Origin of the sequence: Pseudoxanthomonas sp. (assembly GCF_036845285.1) — a bacterium.
Lineage (GTDB): Bacteria > Pseudomonadota > Gammaproteobacteria > Xanthomonadales > Xanthomonadaceae > Pseudoxanthomonas_A.
Genome location: NZ_DAIUEE010000018.1, coordinates 22,610 through 47,174 on the forward strand (window position 1 = coordinate 22,610; position 24,565 = coordinate 47,174).

The following is a 24,565-nucleotide window of genomic DNA, read 5'->3' on the forward strand; positions in this document are numbered from 1 at the left end:
GCGGTGCGGCGATCAGGCGGCGCGCGAGGCGCGCTTGCGGTCGCTTTCGGTCAGGAACTTCTTGCGCAGGCGGATTTCCTTCGGCGTGATCTCGACCAGCTCGTCGTCGTCGATGAAGTCCAGCGCCTGCTCCAGCGAGAACTTGATCGCCGGGGTCAGCTGGATCGCATCGTCCTTGCCCGAGGCACGCATGTTGGTCAGCGGCTTGGTCTTGATCGCGTTGACGGTCAGGTCGTTGTCCTTGGAGTGGATGCCGATCAGCTGGCCTTCGTAGACGTTGTCGCCTTCGGCCGCGAACAGCTTGCCGCGCTCCTGCAGCGGGCCGAGCGAGTAGGCCGGCGTGGCGCCCGGCGCATTGGCGATCATCACGCCGTTCAGGCGCTTGGCGATGGCGCCCTGTTCCTTCGGACCGTAGTGGTCGAACACATGGAACAGCAGGCCCGAGCCCTGCGTCAGCGTCTTGAATTCGTTCTGGAAGCCGATCAGGCCACGGGCCGGGATCTGGTAGTCCAGGCGCACGCGACCCTTGCCATCGGGTTCCATGTTCTTCAACTGGCCCTTGCGGGTGCCGAGCTTCTCCATCACGCCGCCCTGGTGGACTTCTTCCACGTCGACGACGAGCTGCTCGATCGGCTCCATCAGCTGGCCGTCGATTTCCTTGATGATCACTTCCGGACGCGACACGGCCAGTTCATAGCCCTCGCGGCGCATGTTCTCGATCAGCACCGACAGGTGCAGTTCGCCACGGCCGGAGACCAGGAACTTGTCCGCGTCTTCCAGCTGTTCGACCTTCAGCGCCACGTTGTGCACGGTCTCGCGCTCCAGGCGCTCCTTCAGCTGGCGGCTGGTCAGGAACTTGCCGCCCGACAGGTCCTTCTGGCCGGCGAACGGCGAGTTGTTGACCTGGAAGGTCATCGAGATGGTCGGCTCGTCGACGGTCAGCGCCGGCAGCGCTTCCGGGGTTTCCAGCGCGCAGACGGTGTCGGAAATCGTCAGGTCCTGGATGCCGGAGATGGCGACGATGTCGCCGGCCTCGGCGCTGTCCTGCTCGATGCGCTCCAGGCCCAGGAAGCCCAGCACCTGCAGCACCTTGCCCTGGCGCTTCTTGCCTTCGCGGTCGATGACGGCGACCGGCATGTTCTTCTTCAGCGTGCCACGCTGGATGCGGCCGATGCCGATGACGCCGACGAAGTTGTTGTAGTCCAGCTGGCTGATGCGCATCTGGAAGGCGCCGTCCGGATCCACTTCCGGCTTCGGCGCGTGCTGCATGATCGCTTCGTACAGCGGCGTCATGTCACCGCCGCGCACGCTGTCTTCCAGGCCGGCATAGCCGTTCAGCGCCGACGCGTACACGATCGGGAAATCCATCTGCTCGGGCGTGGCGCCCAGGCGGTCGAACAGGTCCCACACCTGCTCCACGACCCACTCCGGACGCGAGCCGGGGCGGTCTACCTTGTTGATCACCACGATCGGCTTGAAGCCCATCGCAAAGGCCTTCTGGGTGACGAAGCGGGTCTGCGGCATCGGGCCGTCCATCGCGTCGACCAGGATCAGCACGGTGTCGACCATCGACAGCACGCGCTCGACCTCGCCACCGAAGTCGGCGTGGCCCGGGGTGTCGACGATGTTGATGCGGTTGCCCTGCCAGGTGATGGCGGTGTTCTTGGCCAGGATCGTGATGCCACGTTCCTTTTCCTGGTCGTTGCTGTCCATCACGCGCTCGGCCAGCACGGTGCGCTCGGAGAGGGTGCCGGACTGCTTCAGCAGCTGATCGACGAGAGTGGTCTTGCCATGGTCGACGTGCGCGACGATCGCGATATTGCGGAGGTTTTGGATGGACATGGATTCTGGGATCGGGAAAACGCACCCGGATACCCCCTTCGAAGGGGCAGGGCGCGAGGACGGGGAGGAAAGAAGGCGGCGTATTATAACGGGCTATCGCGCGCTAAGCACCTGATTTTCCGAACAACGCCAGAATGAACGCCGCCAGCGGCGGGCGCTCCCCTTGAAATCGCCCCGTATCGTCGTGATCTGGGAAGCGGAGGGCGCCTGAACGGGCGCCTGTCTTTCCTCTGGCGACCGCCACGGCCGATCGGGCTGCGGTGGTGGCGCGCGATCATCGTTGGCGCTCCCGGCCCGTGCCGGCGCGCGACGGTCGCACAGACCCGCCTGTCCCCTCAATTCACCCCTGGAGAACCACCCGATGAGCCAGTTGACCGCCACTTTCGACACCTCGCGCGGCCCGATCACGATCGAGCTGTACCCCGACAAGGCCCCGCTGACGGTGGCCAACTTCGTCAACCTGGCCAAGCGCGGCTTCTACGATGGCCTGAACTTCCATCGCGTGATCCCCGATTTCATGATCCAGGGCGGCTGCCCCGAGGGCTCCGGCCGCGGCGGCCCGGGCTACCGCTTCGAGGACGAGACCACCAACGGCGTGCGCCATGAGCGCGGCGTGCTGTCGATGGCCAATGCCGGTCCCAGCACCAACGGCAGCCAGTTCTTCATCACCCACGTGCCCACCCCGTGGCTCGACGGCAAGCACACCGTGTTCGGCAAGGTCACCGAAGGCCTGGATGTGGTGGATGCGGTGAAGCAGGGCGACCTGATCACCAAGGTCACCATCGCCGGTGATGCCGATGCCGTGCTGGCCGCCAAGGCCGACCGCGTGGCGGAATGGAACCGCGCCCTGTCGGCGTGATGGCATCGAGGGGCCGGTCTTCACCGGCCCTTCCTTTGTAGGGAGCGCCACCATGAAGGACCGTCGCCTGCGCCTGTTGCGCGTGGCCGTGCTGCTCGTCGCCCCCCTGATGCTGGCGGCCTGTCGCCAGGACGCTGGCACCGATGCCATCGCTGCCGCGCCGGAGGTGGAGGCAGCGAGCGCGGAACGTTTCCAGCAGAGCCTGGAGGGCCTGTGGAGCACCGAGGAAAGCGAGGGCGACGACGCCGAAACGCTGTACCTCTTCCAATGGGAAACGGACGGTGGCCTGCGCGTCGTGCGCGACGGCGCCTGGCTGGACGGAAAGGTCGAGGATGTCGACCTCGACAACTCCACGCTGGCCCTGCACGTGACCTCGGACACCGGGCCCAGCGAAACCGTCACGGTGCGCAAGGTGCCGGACGAAAAAGTGGACGGGGCGTTTACCTTGCGCATCACGTGGGGTGGTGGGCAGACCGAGTCCCTCGGCTTCGTGCGCCGCCTGACCACGCGCGACCGCGAGGGCGTCGCCGAGGCGGTCCGCACCGCTGCCCGGCAGGACGATGCCCCGGGCCGCTGCGACACCGATGCGTCGGCCGGCAGCGTGCGCGCCGCGCTCGTCTGCGGGCATGAGGAGTTCGGTGCCCTGGATGCGGCCATGCGCAGGCAGTTCAAGGAACTGGCGGACCGGTACCCCGACGGGGACCGCACGGTCGCTGCCGCAACCCGGCAACTGGATGCCTGCGATTCGCCCACTTGCCTGCGCGCGGCGTACGCGCAGTGGCAGGCCTATTTCGACGAGAACTACGACCTGGGCGACGTCGTCGACTACCAGTAACGGCGGGCGATCCTGCCGCCGGCTTGGACCATTGGCCAGTCGGTCGCGGCGGGACGCCGTGATACCATTTTGCGCCGCAAAAAAGACGGCGGCGACGCCCCATCACCGTTTCCACGCGAGGTTGTGCAATGCCCCTGCTTGCCCGGCGCATCGGTCGCGCCAAGCCCAGTGCGATCATGGCGGTCGCCGAGAAGGCCAAGAAGCTCAAGGCCGACGGTCGCGACATCATCAGCTTCTCGATCGGGGTTCCGAATTTCCTGCCCGGCGACCACGTCTACCAGGCCGCGCGCGACGCGCTGGCGAAGGACTCGGGACAGTACGGCAGCAACCGCGGCACCGACGCGCTGCTCGATGCCTTCCTGCAGCACATCGAGGCGCTGGGCCTGACCGGCTACACGCGCGCCAACCTGTCCACCGGCATCGGCGCCAAGCACATCCTCTACAACCTGGCCGAATCGCTGCTGGACGAAGGCGACACCATCGTCTACCCGTCGCCGTACTGGACCACCTACGCCGACATCGCCGACATCGTCAACGCGAAGGCCGTGCCGCTGCCGTGCCCGGCCAGCCAGGATTACAAGCTGACGCCGGCGCAACTCGACGACGCGCTGGCGACGCACAAGCCGAAGGTCTTCCTGTTCAACAACCCGTCCAACCCGACGGGCATGGTCTACACGCGCGATGAAGTCGCCGCGCTGGCCGACGTGCTGGTGAAGCATCCGGACACCTGGATCATCACCGACGACATCTACAACCGCATGCTGTTCGACGGGCTGGCATACACCAACTTCGTGCAGGCGCGGCCGGAATTGCGCGAGCGCACGGTGTTCGTCGATTCGCTGTCGAAGACCTACGGCATGCCGGGCTGGCGCGTGGGCTTCATGGCCGGTCCCGAGGTGGTTGCGAAGGCGCTGACCACGATGAACTCGAACCACATCACCAACGTGCCGGAAGTGGTCACCGCCGCAGCCATCGCCGCGCTCACCGGTCCGCAGGACGTGCCAGCCGCGAAGAACGCCGAGTTCCAGGCCAAGCGCGACCAGGTGCTGGCCGCCATGCAGGCGATCCCCGGCGTGGTCTGCCCGCGGCCGCAGGGTGCGTTCTACGTGTTTCCGGACATCAGCTGCGCGTTCGGCAAGTCGCACGGCGGCGTGAAGATCGAAAACGACGTCGACTTCTGCAACGTGCTGCTCGACGCGAAGGGCGTGGCCTGCGTGCCGGGTTCCGCGTTCGGCGAGCCGCGCGCGCTGCGCATCAGCTACACCTGCCCGACGCCGCAGCTGGCGCCGGGGCTGCAGCGCTTCCAGGAATTCTTTGCCGAGTTGAAGTAACCCCACAGGGTGGGCCTTGGCCCGCCATTTCCCCACGCGGCGTGCCTTGGCCCGCCTACGTAACCCCGAGGATCCGCATCATGAAAACCCCCGTCCGTGTTGCCGTCACCGGCGCTGCTGGCCAGATCGGCTACGCGCTGCTGTTCCGCATCGCTTCCGGCGAAATGCTGGGCAAGGACCAGCCGGTCATCCTGCAACTGCTCGAGCTGCCGCTGGAGAAAGCCCAGGCCGCGCTGAAGGGCGTGATCATGGAACTGGAAGACTGCGCGTTCCCGCTGCTGGCCGGCACCATCGGCACCGACGATCCGGAAGTCGCGTTCAAGGACGTCGACGTGGCCCTGCTGGTCGGCGCGCGTCCGCGCGGCCCGGGCATGGAGCGCAAGGACCTGCTGCTCGAAAACGCCAAGATCTTCACCGCCCAGGGCGCCGCGCTGAACAAGGTCGCCAGCCGCAACGTCAAGGTGCTGGTGGTCGGCAACCCGGCCAACACCAATGCCTACATCGCGATGAAGTCCGCGCCCGACCTGCCGGCGAAGAACTTCACCGCCATGCTGCGGCTGGACCACAACCGCGCGCTGTCGCAGCTGGCCAGCAAGGCCGGCGTGGCCGTGGGCGACATCGACAAGTTGGTCGTGTGGGGCAACCACAGCCCGACCATGTATCCGGACTACCGTTTCGCCACCGTCGGCGGCCAGTCGCTGAAGGACAAGATCAATGACGCCGACTGGAACGCGAACACGTTCATCCCGCAGGTCGGCAAGCGCGGCGCCGCGATCATCGAAGCGCGCGGCCTGTCGTCGGCCGCCTCGGCCGCCAACGCCGCCATCGACCACGTGCGCGACTGGGTGCTGGGCAGCAACGGCAAGTGGGTGACGATGGGCATTCCGTCCGACGGCAGCTACGGCATTCCGGAAGGCGTGATGTTCGGCTTCGCCGTCACCACCGACAACGGCGAATACACGATGGTGAAAGACCTGCCGGTCGACGCCTTCAGCCAGGCCGCGATCGACAAGACGCTGGGCGAACTGGAAGAAGAGCGCAGCGGCGTGGCGCACCTGCTGGGCTGATTCCGGCTCCATGAGGTAACGAAACGCCGGGCCATGCCCGGCGTTTCGTGTTGTGGAGATGCGTTCCCGTAACGCACGCAATCCCGCCGATCAATACCCGGGCGCGTTGCGACGCGTGTGGAGTTACGTGCGTTGACGCCTCCTGGGGGCGCCATGCGACCAAGGTAGGAAGGTCGTTGCCATGGTGCAGGACTATGCTGCCCCAGTCGCTGCATCTGGGAGGGGCGCATGGCATACGAAGACGTCTACCGGCGCTCGATCGAGCAGCCCGAGGCCTTCTGGGGCGAGGAAGCGAAGGCGATCCACTGGCACGTGCCGCCGCAGCAGGTGCTGGATTACTCCACCCCGCCGTTCCGACGCTGGTTCGTCGGCGGGCAGACCAACCTCTGCTACAACGCGGTGGACCGCCATCTTGCCGAGCGCGGTGACCAGCTGGCGCTGGTGGCGGTGTCCACCGAAACTGATGTCACCCGCGAGCTGACTTACCGCGAGCTGTACCGCGAAGTGAATGCGTTCGCGGCGGTGCTGAAGAAGCTCGATGTCGGTCGTGGCGACCGCGTCGTCATCTACATGCCCAACATGGCCGAAGCCGTGTTCGCCATGCTGGCGTGCGCGCGCATCGGCGCGGTGCACTCGGTGGTGTTCGGCGGCTTCGCCGCGCACAACCTGGCGCTGCGCATCGACGACGCGCAACCGAAGCTGCTGATCGCCGCCGATGCCGGCAGCCGCGGCGGCAAGATCATTCCGTACAAGCCGCTGGTCGACGAGGCCTGCGCCAAGGCGACCACACCGCCGCCGAAGGTCCTGATCGTGTCGCGCGGGCTGGATCCCGCCGAACCGAACGTGGCCGGACGCGACGAGGACTACGCCACGTTGCGCGAACAGGTCGGCGATGCCGACGTGCCGGTGGAATGGCTGGAATCGAATGAACCCAGCTACCTGCTCTACACCTCCGGTACGACCGGCAAGCCGAAGGGCGTGCAGCGCGATGTCGGCGGTTATGCGGTGGCGATGGCGCTGTCCATGCGCACGGTGTTCGATGTCGGCCCGGGGCAGGTGATGTTCTCCACCTCCGATGTCGGCTGGGCCGTGGGCCATTCGTACAACGTCTACGGTCCGCTGATCGTCGGTGCGACCTCGGTGCTGTACGAAGGCCTGCCGACCAGTCCCGACGCCGGCATCTGGTGGGCGCTGTGCGAGCAGTACAACGTGCGCACGATGTTTTCCTCGCCAACCGCGGTGCGCGTGCTGAAGAAGCACGACATCGATTTCATCAAGCGTCACGACCTGTCCGAGCTGAAGTACCTGTTCCTTGCCGGCGAGCCGCTGGACGAGCCGACGGCGCACTGGATCACGGACGCGATCGGCAAACCGGTGATCGACAACTACTGGCAGACCGAAACCGGCTGGCCGGCGCTGACGCTGCTGCCGGGGCTGGACATGAAGCCGGTGCGGTTCGGTTCGCCCGGCTTCCCGAACCTCGGCTACCGGATGAAGGTGATCGACGAGAGCACGGGCGACGAAGTCGGGCCGGGCCAGAAAGGCGTGCTGGTGATGCAGCCGCCGCTGCCACCGGGCTGCATGACGACGATCTGGAACGACGATGCGCGGTTCCTCTCCAGCTACTTCAGCCACTTCAAGGAACTGCTCTACAGCTCGCTGGACTGGGCGATCCGCGACGAGGACGGCTACACCTTCATCCTCGGGCGCACCGACGACGTCATCAACGTCGCCGGCCATCGCCTGGGGACGCGCGAGATCGAGGAATCCGTGTCCGGTTTCGCGGCCGTGGCGGAAGCGGCCGTGATCGGTGTGGCCGACGAACTGAAGGGGCAGGTGCCGGTGGTGTTCGCCACGTTGCGCCAAGCAACGGACGAGCCGCAGGCGCGCGTGCAGGCGGCCGACGGCATGCGCCGCACGGTGGAGCAGAGCCTGGGCGCGGTCGCGCGGCCGGCGCGCGTCTACATCGTCAACGCGCTGCCGAAGACGCGCTCGGGCAAGCTGCTGCGGCGCTCGCTGCAGGCGCTTGCGCAGGGCGCCGATCCGGGCGACCTGTCCACGCTGGACGACCCCAACGCGCTGGAGGAAGTGAAGCGCGCGTTGCAGCGCGGACCTGACGTCGGCAGCTGATTCAGCGCGTCGTTGGCGAAGGTGCCGCCGGGTCCACGCTGCCATCCAGCGTCCACACCACGTCGCGGCCCTGCGGGTCGCGGCTCAGCACGAAGCGTGCGCTTGCACCGGGCGTGAGCGGCTGCGGTGCGCGTGCATCTTCGTCGCTATCGTCGTTCGCTTCGATCGCCACGCGTTCGCCCGCATGCCCCGGGATCGGCACCACAAACAGGCCGCGTGCATCGATGCTGCGACGCGCCCGCTTCGTCCCGAGGTCGCCGACGTCGGCAATGGCGCCGTCGGTTTCGGTCAACGGATTACGGAAATTGACCAGCAGGTCGGCGCGTAACGGTGGCCGGCCCGGCACGGACAGCGTGCCGCCGCGCACCCGCAGGTCGGGCCACACGTCGCCGTTCTCGGGCAGGTCGCGATACAGCGCCGGCGACACGCCCGCGTGGCTGCCGGTCGCGATGCTGTCCAGGGCCGCCACCAGGCCGAGGAAATACAGCTTGCGCAGGCGCTGCTTCTGCACGTCGCCCTCGATGCCGCCGGCCTCGATCAGCACCGTGCTCGCGCCCCATTGCGTGGTGAGGTCGCCGAACGCGCGCGGGTCGAACTCCTCGTCCCAGCGCGCGATATGCCCGGCGAGGTATGGCTCCAGCGCGGAGCGGATCACGCCAGCGACCTCGATGGCGCGCGTGCGGACGTCGTTGACGTCGGCGGCGTGGTTGTACGGCGGCGACAGCAGGGCGATGGCGGTACCACGGTCGGAGTCGCCCGCGCGGTAGCCCACGCGCTGGTCGTGCAGGTTGAAGCCGTACACCGGCTTCACCTGGTCGAACAGCGCCTTCAGCGTGCGCGCTTCGGGCGTGGCCAGCATGCGTGCATCGCGATTGATGTCGATGCCCTGCACGTTGCGGCGCTGGAAGCGCGCGGCGCCATCGGGATTGACGATGGGGAAGACGTGCAGCGTGGTGCTCGCCTGCAACCGCTTCACCAGCGGATGATCCGCATGGTCGCCGAGGAAGCGGAACAGGTCCGCCAGCGCCATCGACGCCGTGCTTTCGTCGCCATGCATCTGCGACCACAGCAGCACCGGCGTCTTGCCCTGGCCCCAGCGCACGTGGCGCAGCGGGCGATCTTCCACGCTGCGGCCGATCTCATCGATGCGGAATCCGTGACGGCGCTCCAGCAGCGGCGTGGCGACCGACCACCAGTGTTCCGCGTTGAACGTGCGGTCTTCCAGGCCGGCGACACGCAGCTTCGCGTCGTACAGCGCATCGAGGTCGGACAGCCAGGCCGGCGGTGGCGGCACGGGCGCCGTGGCGGCGTCCGCCGTTGCCGCGGGCGTCGCGTCGTGGGTGTTCCGGGCGATGGTGGTGGGGGTCATCATCGTCAACAGCAGGCACAGGGTGAGGGCAGGGCGCATTGCAGCAGCGGTTGGAAAGCGGGCAAGGGCAGGGTCCCCGCATGCGCCGGGGATGTCAAACGCGGCGTGCGCCCGATGCCTGCGTCATGGCGATGTGGCGGACGGGGTTATGCCGGTATAGCGCGCGCGTGGACGGATGAGGCCTCCCAGTGCCTGCTGTTCCAGCGCGTGCGCCAGCCAGCCCGCAAGGCGTCCCGCAGCGAACATCACCAGCGCCGGCGTCGCCGGCAGCCGGTTGAGATGGCAGATCGCGGCGAGCATGAAGTCGATGTTCGGTCGCAGGCCGCTGATCTCTTCGGTAGCGACGATCAGCGGCTCCAGGGCCGCCATGTCGCGCGTGCCGGCGTGCCGCTCGCGTGCGCGCGCCAGCAACTCCGCGCCACGCGGGTCGCCCTGTGGGTACAGCGCGTGGCCGAACCCGGGCAGGTCGTCGCCACGCTGCCAGCGTTCGCTGATGAAGGCGCGCGCCGACGCGGCCTCGCGCGCATCGGCGATCAGCGCATACGCGCGCGCCGTGGCGCCGCCGTGGCGTGGACCCGACAGCGCCGCCAGTCCGCTGCACACGGTGGCGTGCAGGTGTGCGCCGGTCGAGGCAACGACGCGCGCCGCGAACGCGGACACATTGAGTTCGTGGTCCGCGCAGACCACCAGCGCGGCGCGCACCAGCTCGGCGAAGCCGTCGTCGCCAGGTCGCCAGGCCTGCGCCAGCACGCGGTGCACCGGGGCGTCGGACGGCGGCTGCGCGACCAGCAGCGCGGCGTTGTGGCGCAGCAGCCCCGCCGCGATCTCGTGGCGCACGCGCGGGGCCGAGTTGAAGGAGTGGCGGATGTCCAGTGCCAGCAGCGGAATGGCGGCCATCGCGCGTTCGAGCGGCGGCAGCGCGGCGTCCATGGCGAGCGCCGCGACCACTGCGGGCCACTGCGCCGACGACCGCACGGCGAACGGATCCTCGTCGCCGCCGTCCCAGAGTTGCCTGGCCACGTCCTCCAGCGTGGCGCCTTCGTGCACCATCGCGATCGCCGAACGGCCGCGGTAGTACGGGCCATCCGGGCGGATCAGCGAGATCTGCGTCTCCAGCACCGGCAGGCCGCGGTCCAGGCTCTGCGCCGCCCCCCGCGCCGCGCCGCGCCCCACCTGCTTGCGCTGCGCCAGCCGTTCCACGTCCTGGCGCAGGTACAGGCGGCTGCGGTGGTCCTTGCCGGGGCGCGATTCCAGCAGCCCGCGGCTGACGTAGGCGTACAGCGTCGCCTGGCTGATGCCGAGCAACTGGCAGGTTTCGCGCGCGGAGAGCAGGTCGGTGGCGGAGGCCATGCGGAAATATTGATTCTTCCGATCAAGATTGATCAACCCCGCAGATGGTGCCAGATTTGCGTCCCGAAGAGGGGCGTACCCTTCACGCACCTCCGGCGTCCGGCTCGTCCGGTGGCCAGATCGACAGGAGTTCCCATGAGTTCCGTTTCCGCAGGCGCGACATTCCGCGCCGCCCTCGCCGCCGAATCGCCGCTGCAGGTGATCGGCGCCATCAACGCCAACCACGCCCTGCTGGCCAGGCGCGCCGGCTACCGGGCCATCTACCTGTCCGGCGGCGGTGTCGCCGCGGGTTCGCTGGGCCTGCCCGACCTGGGCATCAACACGCTGGAAGACGTGCTGATCGACGTGCGCCGCATCACCGACGTCTGCGACCTGCCGCTGATGGTCGACATCGACACCGGCTTCGGTCCCAGCGCGTTCAACATCGAGCGCACGGTGAAGTCGCTGATCAAGGCCGGCGCCGCCGCCTGCCACATCGAAGACCAGGTCGGCGCCAAGCGCTGCGGCCACCGGCCGGGCAAGGAGATCGTGTCGGCTGGCGAGATGGTCGACCGCGTCAAGGCCGCGGCCGATGCGAAGACCGATCCGGACTTTTTCCTGATCGCGCGTACCGACGCCATCCAGGTGGAAGGCGTCGATGCCGCCATCGAGCGCGCCATCGCCTGCGTCGAAGCGGGCGCCGACGGCATCTTCGCCGAAGCCGCGTACGACCTGCCGACCTACCGACGCTTCGTCGATGCGGTGAAGGTGCCTGTGCTGGCCAACATCACCGAGTTCGGCAAGACGCCGCTGTTCACCCGCGACGAACTGGCGTCCGTCGGCGTGGCGATCCAGCTGTACCCGCTGTCGGCGTTCCGCGCGATGAACAAGGCCGCGGAGAACGTGTACGAAGCGATCCGCCGCGATGGCCACCAGCAGAACGTCGTGGACACGATGCAGACGCGCGAGGAACTGTACGACCGCATCGGTTACCACGCCTTCGAGCAGAAGCTCGATGCCCTGTTTTCCTCCAAGAAATAGCTAATACCCCTTCTCCCTTCGGGAGAAGGTGCCCGAAGGGCGGATGAGGGTACGGCGAAGCCGGCGATGTTCGAACTGCACGGATTTCGCCGAACCCTCACCCCAACCCCTCTCCCATCGGGAGAGGGGCTCCAAATCAAGATGAGGAGTTGAACATGTCAGAGAGCGTCCCTTTCAAGCCGAAGAAATCCGTTGCCCTGTCGGGCACTGCCGCCGGCAACACCGCGCTGTGCACGGTCGGCCGCAGCGGCAACGACCTGCACTACCGCGGCTACGACATCCTCGACCTGGCCACCACCAGCGAGTTCGAGGAAGTCGCCTACCTGCTGGTGCACGGCAAGCTGCCCAACCGCGCCGAGCTGGCCGGCTACAAGGCCAAGCTGAAGTCGCTGCGCGGCATCCCGGCCGCGGTGAAGGCCGCGCTGGAGGAATTGCCACCGTCGGCGCATCCGATGGACGTGATGCGCACCGGCGTATCGATCCTCGGCTGCGTGTCGCCGGAGAAGGACGACCACAACCATCCCGGCGCGCGCGACATCGCCGACAAGCTGATGGCCTCGCTGGGTTCGATGCTGCTGTACTGGTACCACTGGAGCCACAACGGCCGCGCGATCGACGTGGAAACCGACGACGACTCCATCGGTGGCCACTTCCTGCACCTGCTGCACGGCGAGACGCCGAAGGACAGCTGGGTGCGCGCGATGCACACCTCGCTGATCCTGTACGCCGAGCACGAGTTCAATGCGTCCACGTTCACCTGCCGCGTCATTGCCGGCACCGGCAGCGACATGCATTCGGCCATCGCCGGCGGCATCGGTGCGCTGCGTGGACCGAAGCACGGCGGCGCGAACGAAGTGGCCTTCGAAGTGCAGAAGCGCTACGAATCGCCCGACGAAGCGGAAGCCGACATCAAGGCGCGCGTGGAGCGCAAGGAAGTGGTGATCGGCTTCGGCCATCCGGTCTACACCACCGGCGACCCGCGCAACGACGTCATCAAGCACGTGGCGAAGGATCTCTCCGCCGAGCAGTCGAACATGAAGATGTACGACATCGCCGAACGGCTGGAGTCGGTGATGTGGGACATCAAGAAGATGTTTCCGAACCTCGACTGGTTCAGCGCCGTCAGCTACCACATGATGGGCGTGCCGACCGCGATGTTCACCCCGCTGTTCGTGATCGCCCGTACCAGCGGCTGGAGCGCGCACGTCATCGAGCAGCGCATCGACGGCAAGATCATCCGCCCCAGCGCCAATTACACGGGGCCTGAGGATCTGGAGTTCGTTCCGCTTGACCGGCGCTGATCGAAGCCGAACCCGCATGGCGCCAACGTCCCCTCTCCCGCTTGCGGGAGAGGGGAAAGGGTGAGGGGGCTTTTTACACGGGGCCGGAAGACCTGGCCTTCGTGCCGATCGACCAGCGCTGAGGTGCGCGCCACCGTCCCGCGGGGCCGTTTCGACGAAGGTCGGACGGCCCCGTATCGTTTGTGTGACCCGCGTTTGAGCCGCGGAACGGCGAGCCGGGTACTACTGCATCCTTCATGGGGATGTCGCAGCCGCCGGGAGGGGCCCGGTGCGCTGCGCGGGGGGACGCCATGCAGACCATGTGGTGCAAGACCGAGGCAGGACGCAACGAGATCCAGCAGCGCACGCGCAAGCTGCCGGCGGGCTTGCGTTCGATCCTGTTGCTGGTGGATGGCCAGCGCAACGACGACGAACTGCGCGCCATGATGAGCGGGCTGCATGCGCCCGACGATGCCCTGCAGCAGTTGGCGGACGAAGGATTGATCGAGCGGCGCTCGGGCGCGGCCTGGGTACTCGCGGCGGTGGCCGCCCCCAGGACGGGCGAAGGCCTGCAGGCCTCCACGAGGACGCCCGCCGACCGCTACAACCTGCTGTATGCGCGCGTCACCGACGACATCCGTTCGTACATCGGGCTGAAGGGCTACTTCCTGCAGCTCAAGGTCGAGCGCTGCGCGGATGCGGATGAACTGGTCGCGTTGCTGCCCGACGTCGCCACCGCGTTGACCAAGGCGCGCGACCACACCTTCGCCACGCGCTGGCTGGAGGATGTGCGCGCGTCGATGGTCTGACGCGCGCCGCCGCGGCGATCAGCTCAGGCCTTCGGCCTTCAACGCCGCCTGCACGCCTGCATCGGACTCCATGCGCTGCGTGAACGCGGCGAGGTTCGGCAGGCCCGACAGATCCACACCGGTGCGCGCGGCCCAGCGTAGCGTGATGTAGAAGTACGGATCGGCGTAGCTGCGGAAGCCGGCCAGCCACTCGCGGCCCTGCAGCTGTTTCTCCGCGCTTTCGAACAGACCGCGCAGGCGTTTGCGGGCAGCGTCCTTCACGGCATCGAACTGCGCTTCGTCGCCGATGAAGCGTGCCGGTGCGAACAGCGGCAGGAACGCCGGATGCAGGTCGGAATTCACGAACGACAACCACTTCGCCGCCTGCGCGCGCTGCTGCGGCGAGCCATCGCCGGCGAGATGCGCCTGCGGACAGGTATCGGCGATGTAGCCCATGATCGCGGCGTTCTGGGTGAGCACGAAATCGCCATCGACGATGGCCGGCACGGCGCCGGTCGGATTGATCGCCAGGTAGGCGGGTTGCTTCATCTCTGCGGCGGTCATCACCTGTACGTCGAATGGCTGGCCGGTCCACTGCAATGCGATGTGGTCGGCGGTCGAGCAGGCGCCCGGCTTGGTGTAGAGCTTCATGCGGTATCCCCACGAGGAAGAAGAAAGGCCCGCGATTATCGCGGGCCTGGAATGTTTGCAGCGTGATGCTTGGTGCAACGTATCGTGTTGTGCGCGAGGAGTGGGCATCGCGGCGGTTCGCCCTCACCCCTTGCCCTCTCCCGGAGGGAGAGGGGGAGTAGGTGCCATGCGGGTTCGGCTTCGGTGATCGGAACGCCGCGTACGGCATCACGCGTCCGGACGCTCTCGTTTCTAGGAGCGCGGCTTGAGTTTCTGCACGCGCAGGAACGTGTGGTCGCCGATGGTGGCCACGTGGTAGGCGTTGCGCCAGCTCGGGCTGGCGATCTGGTGCGCCATGAAGTGGCTGGCGCCCGGCACGATTTCCTTGCGTTGGCCGGGCGGCAGCGCCCAGTTGCGCTCGGCGTTCAGGGCGACGGTGACCGACTTGGCCCACGCGTCCGGGTTCTTCAGGCGGGTGTTGGGGCCGACGATGGTCGGGGCGAACTGCTTGCGGGCGGTGACCACGGAGCAGACGGAGTCGCCCCACAGACCGCTGTCGCGGCGACGCAGGGCCACTTCGGCGACGGCCTGCTGGCCGCGGAGGGTCTGGTCGCGGGCTTCCAGGTACACGGTGGTGCTGAGGCAAAGCGAATCGGCGGCCGGCTGCGGCAACATCTGCGACAGCCATAGGATCCAGGCCAGTTTCATGGGAACTCCTTGCTCCGTCTTTCCCGCACCCCTGCCTCCCCCGTCACGATGGGAGCGGCAAACCTGGGACATGCGGCAGGGCGTCATGGGGAGGCAGCCTTCACACGGGCTGCCCGGGGACCGGCAAGGCCGGATCAGAGGGATCCGAGCGCCGGGCTCAACCCGCCTGAGACTGGGCGGCGGGCCGGAAAGTGGGCGCAAGGTAGGGGGGGCAGTCCCAACTCGGCCTGAACGGGTCGGCTTGACGCCAGGGGTGCCGGTCTGGCTGGAAACTGTGAGGAACGTCGCAGGGCCGGGCCGGAAAATGGCCTCCAGACCCCATCTACGGGCGCGTCTACAGGCCGGCGGCGAGGCGACTTCCCTGGTCGATGGCCCGCTTGGCATCCAGTTCGGCCGCCACGTCCGCGCCGCCGATCAGGTGCGGCGTCCTACCTGCAGCGATCAGCTCGGCCTCCAGGTCGCGACGTGGCTCCTGGCCGGCGCAGACCACCACATGGTCGACCGGCAGTACCTGTTCGGCGCCGTCCACCTTGATGCGCAGGCCGGCGTCGTCCATGCCCAGGTACTCCACGCCGCCCAGCATCTTCACCTGCTTGGCCTTCAGCGTGGCCCGGTGTACCCAGCCACTGGTCTTGCCCAGCCGGGCGCCGGGCTTGCCGGCACTGCGCTGCAGCAGCCAGACCTCGCGCGCCGGCGGCTCCGGCCGCGGCTTCACCAGGCTGCCTCGGGCCTCGAAGGTCGGATCCACGCCCCATTCGGCCATCCAGCGCGCGGGATCCAGCGAGGGCGAATGGCCCTCGTGGGTCAGGTACTCGGCCACGTCGAAGCCGATGCCGCCCGCCCCGATCAGCGCCGCGCGGGCACCGACGGTGACGCGGCCGGACAGCACGTCCACGTAGCTGACGACCTTGGCGTGGTCGGCACCGGGAAAAGCCACCTTGCGCGGCGTGATGCCCGTGGCCAGCACGACCTCGTCGAAGCCCGCCAGGTCCGCGGCCGTGACCGGCGTCGACAGCTTCACTTCGACCCGCGCTTCTTCCAGCGTGTGGCGGAAGTAGCGCAGCGTCTCGTGGAATTCCTCCTTGCCGGGGATCCGCTTGGCGTAGTTGAACTGGCCGCCGATTTCGTCGGCGGCATCGAACAGCGTCACCCGGTGGCCGCGCCCGGCGGCGACCGTCGCGCAGGCCAGGCCGGCCGGACCGGCGCCGACCACGGCGATCGTCTTCGGCGCGAAGGTTTTCGTGTAGGCGAGGTCGGTCTCGTGGCAGGCGCGCGGATTGACCAGGCAACTGGCGAGCTTGTTCTCGAACACATGGTCCAGGCAGGCCTGGTTGCAGGCGATGCAGGTGTTGATCGCCTGCGGCCGGCCGGCGCGCGCCTTGGCCGCCCACTGCGGATCGGCCAGCAATGGCCGCGCCAGCGACACCATGTCGGCCTTGCTGGCGGCGAGGATGCCTTCGGCCACCTCGGGCATGTTGATGCGGTTGGTCGCCACCAGCGGCACGCGCACATGCGGCTTCAGCTTGGCGGTGACGTCGACGAAGGCCGCGCGCGGTACCGAGGTGACGATGGTCGGCACGCGCGCCTCGTGCCAGCCGATGCCGGAATTGATGATCGTGGCGCCGGCCGCCTCCACCGCCTTGGCCTGAGCGACGATTTCCTCCCACTGGTTGCCGTCGTCGACCAGGTCGATCAGCGACAGCCGGTAGATGAGGATGAAGTCCGGACCGACCGCTTCGCGCACGCGGCGGACGATCTCCACCGCGAAGCGCATGCGCTTCTCCGGCGTGCCGCCCCAGGCGTCGTTGCGCTTGTTGGTGCGCGGGGCGGTGAATTCGTTGATGAAGTACCCCTCCGAGCCCATGATCTCGACGCCGTCGTAGCCGGCGTCGCGCGCCAGCTTCGCCGCGTTGGCGTAGGCGTTGATCTGGCGCTCGATGCCACGGGCCGACAGCGCGCGCGGGGTGAAGGGATTGATCGGTGCCTTGAGCTTCGATGGCGCCACCGTCAGCGGGTGGTAGCCGTAGCGGCCGGCGTGCAGCAACTGCGCGCAGATCTTCGCGCCATGTTCGTGGACTGCCGCCGTCACGAACTTGTGCGGCCGCGCTTCCCACGGCCACGACAGCTTGCCGCCGAACGGCTTCAGCCAGCCCACCAGGTTGGGCGAGAAGCCGCCGGTGACGATCAGGCCCACGTCGCCGGCCGCGCGCTCGGCGAAGTAGGCCGCCAACCTTGGGAAGTCCCTGGCCCGGTCTTCCAGGCCCGTGTGCATCGAACCCATCAGTACGCGGTTGCGCACGGTGGTGAAGCCCAGGTCCAGCGGGGCGAACAGGTGCGGATAGGACGGGGAGTCGGTGGCGGCGGTCGACGTCATGCGGGCGGTGGATACGCGTGCGTATGGGTGGGCGCACGATGCCGCGAATCGCGAGGCCACGCAAGCGTCCCCACGCGTGGATCGGCGGTCAGGGCGAGGCGTGGCGCGCGTCCGGCAGTTCGGCCGGCAGTGCTTCCTGCTCCAGGCAGATCGGGTGCGCGCGGAGATCATCGGCAACGTCGTGCCAGCCCGCACGTTCGGCCCACCGGCACATGGCCGCGAGGACGCTGGCAGGCGGTACGTGCTTCTCGCCACCGTCCATCTGCACTGTGACCGGCGACATGCGCCAGGGCTGCAGCCGGCGTCCGCGCGCCGACGCGGTTTCCGCGAGCACTGCGGCGATGCGGAAACCGCCCTCGTCGATGTCGCCCCAATGCCACACCGGCAGCCCGGCGGGCAGCGCATCCAGCACGCGCGCGTAGGCGCGTCGCCACGCCGGCGACGGCATGCCGCCGGTGTACAGCAGCATCGTGCGGTCGGCACCCGGTGCGCGCGCGGCATCGTGGAAGCTGGCCAGGTTTTCCACGCTGAGCAGGCACGTGGCCGTCGTACGTATCCCCTGGACGGCGTCGATCGGTACGCCGAGGAAGGAGGTGGCCAGCGGCAGGTCCACCGATCCGTCCATGAGCAGCGTCCCTGTGCCGGCGATCAGCAGCGGTTGCGGTTCGCGACGCAGGCCAAGCGCCGCCCAGACATGTTCCTTTTCGATCACGCCGTCCGTCGCCAGCGCGCCACGGGTCAGCAGGTCCAGCCAGGGGGTGAGTTGCTCCAGCCGCTTGCTGGCCTGCGCGCGACCGGCGAACAGCCTCGCGCTCTCGCGGCGCAGGATGCGTTCGTGGGCCGCGTCGGCGAGGCGGGCCTGCACCGCGCGTGCGGCGTCGGCCAGGTCAGGCGCCGCCTCCGGGCCTTGGCCCCGCACCTTGCGGTCGTTTCGCCAGGCGTCCAGCACCTCGCCGAGCACGGGGAAGTGCGGCAACCACGACGACAGCAGGTCGGCCGCTTCTCCGACACGGGCATCGAGCAGCGGGATGCCCAGGTGGTCCGCGAGTGCGTCCAGGTCGATCACCGTCAACCGCAGCAGGCGCTCGCCATCGCTACGATGCCGGTCGCGCTGCACGGCGATCGCGCCGGCACGCTCGGCCAGGGCTACCTGCGCATGGAAGGTGTCGCGTTCGGCCAGCGTGCGCAGCGCCAGATACTCGCGCGCGCTGGCTTCGGTCATCGGCAGCGAGGCGGGAGCGGTGTCGCCCCGCAGCCGGGCGCGCTCGCCCTTGCGCAGCAGCCGCTCCAGCATGCGCTGCGCATCGCTCACCCCGGCGCCTGCTGCCGTTCGATGCGCGCGGTTTCCTCGGCCAGCAGTTCCGGGTGCAGGTCGAACTGGTCCGACAGCAGCAGGGCGCGCGCGGCGGCCTGCACCTCGATGCGTTCGGCCTGCAGCAGATCGCCGTCGCGGAACAGTTCGATGTAGCTGTCGAGCACGCCGCTGAGCGTGCCCTGCGCGGTGTCGGGCGCGGCCAGTACCAGTTGCAGGCCGAGCGAGCGCAGGTAGTTGGTGGTGGCGCGCGCATTCTGTGCGTCGATCTTGTCGCCGAACTCGTCCAGCAGGATCAGGCCCATGCCGCCCGGATGCGCCTCGTTCTTGCCGTAGGCCGCCGCCAGCGCGGCGCCGGCGATCACGTAGAGCGGTGCGCGGTGTTCACCGCCGGAGCCGGAGCGCATGCGTTCGCTCAGCGTGCCGATCACGCGGTCGTCCTGGCGGATCTGCACCTCGAAGCGGAAGAAGCGGCGATAGTCGTCCAGTGGCGACGTCGCAGTGCGTGCGGCGGCATCGTCCTCGATCAGGTCGCGGAACGCCGCGGGCACCTCGCCGGCCGTGCCGAACAGGTGGTCCTCGCCGCCGATCTCCACCGCGCGGCGGATGAAGCGTTCCAGATCGCGGAACTCCGGCACCACCTCGTAGTGGAACTGGTAGCGCTCGTTGTTGGAGAACGGCGGGCTGCTGCGCAGGGTGCGGTTGAGGGTGGCGATCTGCTGGCGCAGGCGGATGAAGTTGTCGTTGAGCGCCGCGGCGACACTGGCGCGGAACGTGTCGACCGCGGTGTCGTAAGCATGTCGTGCCTCGCCTTCGTAGCGCACCAGGTCGGTGTCGCGCAGTTGGGTCAGTTCGCGCCGCAGCAGTGCGAGCGCGGGTCGCCAGGCGCTGGCATCGAAGTCCACGCCCAGGCCATGGTCCCGCGCGTACTGCGCAAGGGTGCTCCAGGCCTCCGGCAGCAGTTTGGCGAGTTGCCGGTCGCTCTCGTCGGCCCGGCGTTCGCAGGTCCTGCCGCGTTCCTCGAGCGATTCGATCTTCGCGTCGAGTTCGTCGCGATGGCGTTCGATCAGGTTGGGGTCGACATCGGGATCCCTGAAGGCTTCCACGGCGCGGCGGGCGACCAGTTCCTCCTGCTGGCGCAGGCCCTCGAGCAGGCGCTCGCGTTCCGTCAGGGTACGGCGCGCGACGGCCTCGTCGCCGATCAGCGCTTCGAGGCGGGCGCCGTCCGCGTCGAGCCGCGCCTTCAGTTCGCGCACCTGCTCGGTCAGGCGCAGCAGGTCGGGATCGAGCATCGCGGCGCGGCCCTGTTCCGCGCTGCGCTGGCGCTGCGCCACCTGCCGGTGTTCCAGCACGTGTGCATGCAGCGCATGCGCGACGTCGTCGGCGTCCGCCAGCCGCGCCAGTGCACGCGCGCTGGCCTGCGCCCGCAGCAGCTGCGGTTCGATCGCGCGCAGATCGCGTTCGGCGGACTCGATGTCGCCACGCACGACCTGCAGGCGCGCGCGGCCGTCGGACGCGCCGATTTTCAGGTCGCCCGCCGCCGGCAGGCGCAGGCGCTCGATGCTGCCGCCGCGCGCCAGCAGGCCATCGCGGGTCAGGCCGTGGCGGCTGCCGATCAGTTCGGCTTCGCTGTCCACGCAGCGCAGCTCACCCAGTTGCCGGCGCAGGAAAGACAGGGCGGCGGCGTTGTCGCCTTCCAGCAGGGCGGCGACGCTGCCGGCAGCGGGCGCATCCGCACCGCGCGAGCCGCGTGCCTGGCTGGACAGCGCCAGCTTGACCCCATAGATCGAACGCCCACCCTGGAGGTTGCGATAGAGCTTGACCGCGCGCTGTTCGTCGGCCTCGGGCACCAGCAGCGCCTCGGCGTTGTTGCGCAGGTAGCCTTCGATGGCGAACTGCCAGGCCTTGTCCACCACCTGCACCAGATCGCAGACCGGACGTGCGTCGATGCCTTCGTCGCGCAGGTAGCTCATCAGCCGCATCGTGTCGGCGTTGAGTTCGGCCTGGCCGGCCGCCAGCCGCTTCTGGTTCTGCTTCGCGCCGGCCAGCTTGTCGCGTGCGGCCTCGTACGCGGCATGGCGCTCGCGCGCATGGGCATCGACCGCGGCGATCAGCGGTGCGAGCGACTGCAAGGCCCGCTGGGCATCGTGGAAGAAGCGATCCGCCTCCCACGGCAGGTCGGCATCGGCGTGCAATGCCGACAGTGCCTGGTGCCAGTCCGACCACGTCGCCTGCGCGGACGCCAGCAGGCCGTTATCGACGCTCTCCAGGCCCAGTGCGGCGATCGCGGCGACCTGGTCGCGGGCAAAGGCGGTTTCGCGGATCAATGCCTGCTTCACCTGCAGCAGGCGCTCGCGTTCGCGCTCGGCCAGCGCATCGACGCGGGCCTGTTCCCCGTAACCATCGCTGCCCTGCAGCCGCAGCTGCGCGCGTGCATGTTCTTCCTGCGCGAGATCACGCTCGCTGCGGACCTCGGTGAGCGCGCGCCGGGTATCGGCCAGGTGCACCTGCGCACCGCGGACCTCGTCGCCTGCCTGTTCCAGTTGTTCGCCGTAGAGGTCGCGTGCGTATTCGGCCGCCAGCGCACGGTACGACGCGGCGCGTATCGCCTGCGCGGCGATGCGGTCGTACTGCCGTTCGACGCCTTCGGCAGCGTCGATGCGCTGGCGCACTTGTTCGATGCGGTCGCGGATCTGGCGGAAGCTTTCCAGCAGCGCACGGAAGCGGGCGATGTCGGTGGGCCGGTCCTCGGCGACCAGCGTGCGCACGAACAGGTCCACGTCTTCCACGCGCTGCAGGTTGAGCGCGTTGAGGAAGGCCTTGCGGTAGGCATTGATGTCGGGATTGGCGGTCGGCGAGGCGCGCAGCCGCAACAGCAGGTCCTTGACGAAGCGTTCGGCCACCGTGTGCAGTTGAGGCTGTCCGTTGGCGTCCTTGCAGCGGCGCAGGGCCAGCTCGCGGAACGTCGCCCAGGCCAGCGGCAGTTCCTTGCCCTTGACCTGTTCGAGGTGGTCGGCCAGGTCCAGTGCCACGCCGGGCAGCAGGTACAGCCCGTGCAGCCGGTGGTCGGGTTCGTCCACCGACGCACCCAGCGCGATGCCGGCGGTCAGCGCCTCGCCGGTGTCGGTATCGCGGAATACCAGCGAGATGTACGTGGTGGCGGTACGCCGCTTGCGCCCCTCGTCACCGCTGCGGAACACGCCCAGGCAATAATCGCGGATGGTGCGTGCGCGATGGCTGCCGCCGGCCTGCGCGTTGAAGCGGATGCGGCTGCGGTCGCCACCCAGCAGCACGATCTGCAGTGCATCCAGCAGCGCGCTCTTGCCCGCGCCGTTGGGCGCGATGATGGCGGTGGTGGCATCCAGTTCCAGCGTCTGCGCTTCGAACAGGAAGAACTGCACCAGGTGCACGCGCTCAAGCTGCTGCATCGCCGTCCTCCGTGACGTCATCGTTGTCGCTCGCGTCGTCGTCGCGATTGTGCTGGTCCAGCCGTTGCAGCCACTGTTCGCCGACGATTTCCACGATCGCGGGCCGCACGTGCAGGTGGAACGGCTGCGGATCGTCCGGTTCCGATTCCACCAGCCGGCACGTGCCCCAGCGCTTCAGCGTGCGCGCCAGCTCACGCAGCGCGCCGACATCCGGCATCGGCCGTCCGGCGAGCGCCTGGTAGGCCTCCTGCAGTTCGGGGAGTTCCACGGTGACGACGCCCTCGTCTTCCACCATGCCTTGCCGCATGGCTTCGTCGTAGCGCTGGCGCAGGACCAGCAGCAACAGCGTTTCGGCCAGCGTCACCGGCACGCCTTCGGCATGCGCGGGCAACGCCACCACGTAGCGGTAGTGCGCGTTCCGCTCCAGGCGGATACCCAGCGGCGCCAGCGCGGCCACGAAGTCGTCGTAGTGGTCTTCCACCAGGTGGTAGGCCAGGCGCGTGCTGCGGTCGCTGGCATACAACACCTGTTCCACCACCAGCCGGTAGGCGGTGCGTTCGAAGTCCTGCACGGCGTAGACGCCGTTGGAGAGTTGGCTGAGCGTGGTCCAGCTGCGTTTCATGCGGTTTTCCGTGAAGGCTGGCCGATGCGGCGCACGACGAAGCGTGGCGCGCGCAGGTAGCCGTTGTCGTCGTGCCCGCCGGCGTCGAGCAGGTCGACGCGATAGCCGCGCAACAACCGGCCCAGCGGGTCCTCGCGGCGCAGGCCGCCGATGCGATGGCTGCGCAGCGCGAGCGTGAGCAGGGTCTGGTAGGCGCGCAGGTCTTCGATGCTGGCGATGGAGAGCGTGGCCGACTCGACCTCGTCGCGATGTTCCAGATGCGGACCGACATAACGCGCCATGTCTTCGGCGGTGACCAGGCGCGCGCGTTTCATCCGCCGCAGCAGGCCGAGCCGGGCCAGCTGTTCCGGCGTGGGCGGCTGGGTCGCGTTGGCGCTGCGCGGGATCGGTTGCGCTTTCTGCCGCGGTGGGCGCAAGCGTCCCGCGTCCATCAACGCGCCCGGCGCCACCGGCAGGCGCAGCGCACCTTCCGGCGCGTGCTGCACGCCACGGCAGGCGCGGCGCAGGAGCGTATCCAGCTTGTCCGGCGCGCGCAGGCGGTAGTCGAGGAAGGCCAGGGCCCGCCGGTTCGCCTGGCGGATGTCGTCGTCCAGCCGCCCCAGGTATTCGTCGATGCGATCCAGTTCGCGCAGCCGGCGCAGGCTGCGCGCGAAGCGCTGCTCGCCGCGCCCGGTGTCGCCACCGGCAGCATGTTCCCGGTACCACGCCAGCAGCGCGGTGCGGCGCTCGCCGGTCTCGATCTGTTGCGCGACCGAGAGGATCGCGCTGCGCCGTGCGAGCGGGTGGTCGGCCTTGTGCAGTTCGGCGTAGTCGCCGATGAAGAACTCGCCGACGTAGCGCTCGAACCACTGCCGTGCGAACTGCGCGGTGGACTCGGCCTTGCTCAGCTCCGGCATCAGGTCGCGGACCTGCAGGCTCATCGAGGACAGCGACACCAGCAGGCGCCGCGCCTGGTCGGCGGCTTCGTCCAGCGCATCGCCCGACGCCTTGCCCTCGGCCACCTGCTGGAGCTGGAGTTCGATCGAGCGCATCTTCGCCGACACGAAGGTCGGGCCATGTTCCGCGAACTCGACCAGCAGCGAGAGGAACTGGTGGACGACCGGCGGCATGGTGACCATCTCGCGCGCGCCGATGCGCTCCTGGCGCAGCCATCCGGCCTGGCGGAAACGCTCGTGGATGGTGTTGACGCGCACGGACAAGGGCGTGTCCGGGCTGTCGCCGTCCTCGTCCTCCCACGGATCATCGGCGAGCAGGTAGCGCTCCAGCGCCGCCGTGATCTCGCGGCGCTGGAAGCCCATGCTCGGCGGTACCGGCGCATCGGGCCCGAAGAACTCGTCGAACAGCCGGCACAGCAGCAGCCAGTAATGCTCGCGGTTGGGCGATGCCAAGGGGCCGAACAGGCCGCCGGGTAGCAGCGGGAACAACGCGGGGGGCTGCATCATCGCCGCGTGGACCACCCGGTCGGGCCGGCAGTGCGGGGTGGCAGGCGAGGCGACGCCGGGACAAGAGGCATGGCGGGACCGGAAAGGCGGGCGGATCGCGGCGGGCGGCCACGATATCGCAAGTCGCGTGGCCGCCGGTAGCGCGTCCGGCGCAGCGCGCCATGCCGCGCGCGCCACG

The 24,565-nt window shown here is 68.5% G+C and carries 18 protein-coding genes; 8 read left to right on the plus strand and 10 right to left on the minus strand.

What is annotated here, in order from left to right; genetic code table 11:
• Positions 1-12 precede the first annotated feature (12 nt).
• Positions 13-1,842 (minus strand): translational GTPase TypA, encoded by a 1,830-nt coding sequence (gene typA / locus V7060_RS16980; RefSeq protein WP_334180400.1) that lies wholly within the window; start codon positions 1,840-1,842, stop codon positions 13-15.
• A 361-nt stretch (positions 1,843-2,203) separates the two neighbouring features.
• On the opposite strand from typA, the gene V7060_RS16985 reads away from it, so the two are divergent.
• The 5 genes from V7060_RS16985 (at position 2,204) to prpE (ending at position 8,064) form a co-directional block, all read left to right on the plus strand.
• Positions 2,204-2,701, plus strand: a complete 498-nt coding sequence (locus tag V7060_RS16985) for a peptidylprolyl isomerase (protein WP_334180401.1) — start codon at positions 2,204-2,206, stop codon at positions 2,699-2,701.
• A 52-nt stretch (positions 2,702-2,753) separates the two neighbouring features.
• Positions 2,754-3,536 (plus strand): hypothetical protein, encoded by a 783-nt coding sequence (locus V7060_RS16990; RefSeq protein ID WP_334180402.1) that lies wholly within the window; start codon positions 2,754-2,756, stop codon positions 3,534-3,536.
• Positions 3,537-3,664: 128 nt separating this feature from the next.
• Positions 3,665-4,867, plus strand: coding sequence for a pyridoxal phosphate-dependent aminotransferase (locus V7060_RS16995; protein ID WP_334180403.1), 1,203 nt, complete (start codon positions 3,665-3,667; stop codon positions 4,865-4,867).
• Positions 4,868-4,947: 80 nt separating this feature from the next.
• Entirely contained in the window at positions 4,948-5,934 is a 987-nt protein-coding gene (locus tag V7060_RS17000) for a malate dehydrogenase (protein WP_334180404.1), read from the plus strand.
• A 228-nt stretch (positions 5,935-6,162) separates the two neighbouring features.
• Complete coding sequence (gene prpE, locus V7060_RS17005) at positions 6,163-8,064, plus strand: propionate--CoA ligase (protein ID WP_334180405.1); 1,902 nt, start codon at positions 6,163-6,165, stop codon at positions 8,062-8,064.
• A gap of 1 nt (position 8,065) precedes the next feature.
• Here prpE and V7060_RS17010 read toward each other — a convergent pair whose 3' ends face one another.
• Together V7060_RS17010 and V7060_RS17015 are read right to left on the minus strand one after the other, a co-directional pair.
• The gene (locus V7060_RS17010) at positions 8,066-9,472 is read right to left on the minus strand and encodes a M14 family zinc carboxypeptidase (protein WP_334180406.1); all 1,407 of its coding nucleotides are present in this window, start codon (positions 9,470-9,472) and stop codon (positions 8,066-8,068) included.
• 84 nt (positions 9,473-9,556) lie between these two features.
• A complete protein-coding gene (locus tag V7060_RS17015) occupies positions 9,557-10,783 on the minus strand; it encodes a citrate synthase family protein (protein ID WP_334180407.1) in 1,227 nt (408 codons plus the stop codon).
• 135 nt (positions 10,784-10,918) lie between these two features.
• Between V7060_RS17015 and prpB the strand changes: the two genes are divergently transcribed.
• The 3 genes from prpB to V7060_RS17030 all read left to right on the plus strand — a co-directional run bounded on the left by prpB (position 10,919) and on the right by V7060_RS17030 (position 13,892).
• On the plus strand, positions 10,919-11,803 hold the full coding sequence (gene prpB / locus V7060_RS17020; RefSeq protein ID WP_334180408.1) for a methylisocitrate lyase: 885 nt from the start codon (positions 10,919-10,921) through the stop codon (positions 11,801-11,803).
• 149 nt (positions 11,804-11,952) lie between these two features.
• Positions 11,953-13,104: a 2-methylcitrate synthase gene (gene prpC, locus V7060_RS17025; RefSeq protein ID WP_334180409.1), complete on the plus strand. Its 1,152-nt coding sequence runs from the start codon at positions 11,953-11,955 to the stop codon at positions 13,102-13,104.
• Positions 13,105-13,394: 290 nt separating this feature from the next.
• Positions 13,395-13,892: a hypothetical protein gene (locus tag V7060_RS17030; RefSeq protein ID WP_334180410.1), complete on the plus strand. Its 498-nt coding sequence runs from the start codon at positions 13,395-13,397 to the stop codon at positions 13,890-13,892.
• 18 nt (positions 13,893-13,910) lie between these two features.
• Here V7060_RS17030 and V7060_RS17035 read toward each other — a convergent pair whose 3' ends face one another.
• From V7060_RS17035 to V7060_RS17065, 7 genes are all read right to left on the minus strand, one after another.
• Positions 13,911-14,522 (minus strand): glutathione binding-like protein, encoded by a 612-nt coding sequence (locus V7060_RS17035; RefSeq protein WP_334180411.1) that lies wholly within the window; start codon positions 14,520-14,522, stop codon positions 13,911-13,913.
• Positions 14,523-14,753: 231 nt separating this feature from the next.
• The gene (locus V7060_RS17040) at positions 14,754-15,209 is read right to left on the minus strand and encodes a cell wall hydrolase (protein ID WP_062352321.1); all 456 of its coding nucleotides are present in this window, start codon (positions 15,207-15,209) and stop codon (positions 14,754-14,756) included.
• Positions 15,210-15,543: 334 nt separating this feature from the next.
• On the minus strand, positions 15,544-17,583 hold the full coding sequence (locus tag V7060_RS17045; protein ID WP_334180412.1) for an NADPH-dependent 2,4-dienoyl-CoA reductase: 2,040 nt from the start codon (positions 17,581-17,583) through the stop codon (positions 15,544-15,546).
• 88 nt (positions 17,584-17,671) lie between these two features.
• Positions 17,672-18,895 (minus strand): Wadjet anti-phage system protein JetD domain-containing protein, encoded by a 1,224-nt coding sequence (locus tag V7060_RS17050; protein WP_334180413.1) that lies wholly within the window; start codon positions 18,893-18,895, stop codon positions 17,672-17,674.
• Positions 18,892-22,323: an SbcC/MukB-like Walker B domain-containing protein gene (locus V7060_RS17055; protein ID WP_334180414.1), complete on the minus strand. Its 3,432-nt coding sequence runs from the start codon at positions 22,321-22,323 to the stop codon at positions 18,892-18,894. The genes V7060_RS17050 and V7060_RS17055 overlap by 4 nt, the downstream gene beginning before the upstream one ends.
• Positions 22,310-22,945: a DUF4194 domain-containing protein gene (locus V7060_RS17060; RefSeq protein ID WP_334180415.1), complete on the minus strand. Its 636-nt coding sequence runs from the start codon at positions 22,943-22,945 to the stop codon at positions 22,310-22,312. The genes V7060_RS17055 and V7060_RS17060 overlap by 14 nt, the downstream gene beginning before the upstream one ends.
• On the minus strand, positions 22,942-24,387 hold the full coding sequence (locus tag V7060_RS17065; RefSeq protein ID WP_334180416.1) for a Wadjet anti-phage system protein JetA family protein: 1,446 nt from the start codon (positions 24,385-24,387) through the stop codon (positions 22,942-22,944). Before V7060_RS17065 ends, V7060_RS17060 begins: the two co-directional genes overlap by 4 nt.
• Between the last annotated feature and the right edge of the window lie 178 nt (positions 24,388-24,565).

Bases quoted from the DNA above. Each gene is read 5' to 3' on its own strand.
- typA (WP_334180400.1), bottom strand. From the start codon at position 1,842: ATGTCCATCCAAAACCTCCGCAATATCGCGATCGTCGCGCACGTCGAC.
- V7060_RS17000 (WP_334180404.1), top strand. From the start codon at position 4,948: ATGAAAACCCCCGTCCGTGTTGCCGTCACCGGCGCTGCTGGCCAGATC.
- V7060_RS16985 (WP_334180401.1), top strand. From the start codon at position 2,204: ATGAGCCAGTTGACCGCCACTTTCGACACCTCGCGCGGCCCGATCACG.
- V7060_RS17040 (WP_062352321.1), bottom strand. From the start codon at position 15,209: ATGAAACTGGCCTGGATCCTATGGCTGTCGCAGATGTTGCCGCAGCCG.
- V7060_RS17030 (WP_334180410.1), top strand. From the start codon at position 13,395: ATGCAGACCATGTGGTGCAAGACCGAGGCAGGACGCAACGAGATCCAG.
- V7060_RS16995 (WP_334180403.1), top strand. From the start codon at position 3,665: ATGCCCCTGCTTGCCCGGCGCATCGGTCGCGCCAAGCCCAGTGCGATC.
- V7060_RS17045 (WP_334180412.1), bottom strand. From the start codon at position 17,583: ATGACGTCGACCGCCGCCACCGACTCCCCGTCCTATCCGCACCTGTTC.
- V7060_RS17010 (WP_334180406.1), bottom strand. From the start codon at position 9,472: ATGCGCCCTGCCCTCACCCTGTGCCTGCTGTTGACGATGATGACCCCC.
- V7060_RS17055 (WP_334180414.1), bottom strand. From the start codon at position 22,323: ATGCAGCAGCTTGAGCGCGTGCACCTGGTGCAGTTCTTCCTGTTCGAA.
- V7060_RS17060 (WP_334180415.1), bottom strand. From the start codon at position 22,945: ATGAAACGCAGCTGGACCACGCTCAGCCAACTCTCCAACGGCGTCTAC.
- V7060_RS16990 (WP_334180402.1), top strand. From the start codon at position 2,754: ATGAAGGACCGTCGCCTGCGCCTGTTGCGCGTGGCCGTGCTGCTCGTC.
- V7060_RS17035 (WP_334180411.1), bottom strand. From the start codon at position 14,522: ATGAAGCTCTACACCAAGCCGGGCGCCTGCTCGACCGCCGACCACATC.
- V7060_RS17065 (WP_334180416.1), bottom strand. From the start codon at position 24,387: ATGATGCAGCCCCCCGCGTTGTTCCCGCTGCTACCCGGCGGCCTGTTC.
- V7060_RS17015 (WP_334180407.1), bottom strand. From the start codon at position 10,783: ATGGCCTCCGCCACCGACCTGCTCTCCGCGCGCGAAACCTGCCAGTTG.
- prpE (WP_334180405.1), top strand. From the start codon at position 6,163: ATGGCATACGAAGACGTCTACCGGCGCTCGATCGAGCAGCCCGAGGCC.
- prpB (WP_334180408.1), top strand. From the start codon at position 10,919: ATGAGTTCCGTTTCCGCAGGCGCGACATTCCGCGCCGCCCTCGCCGCC.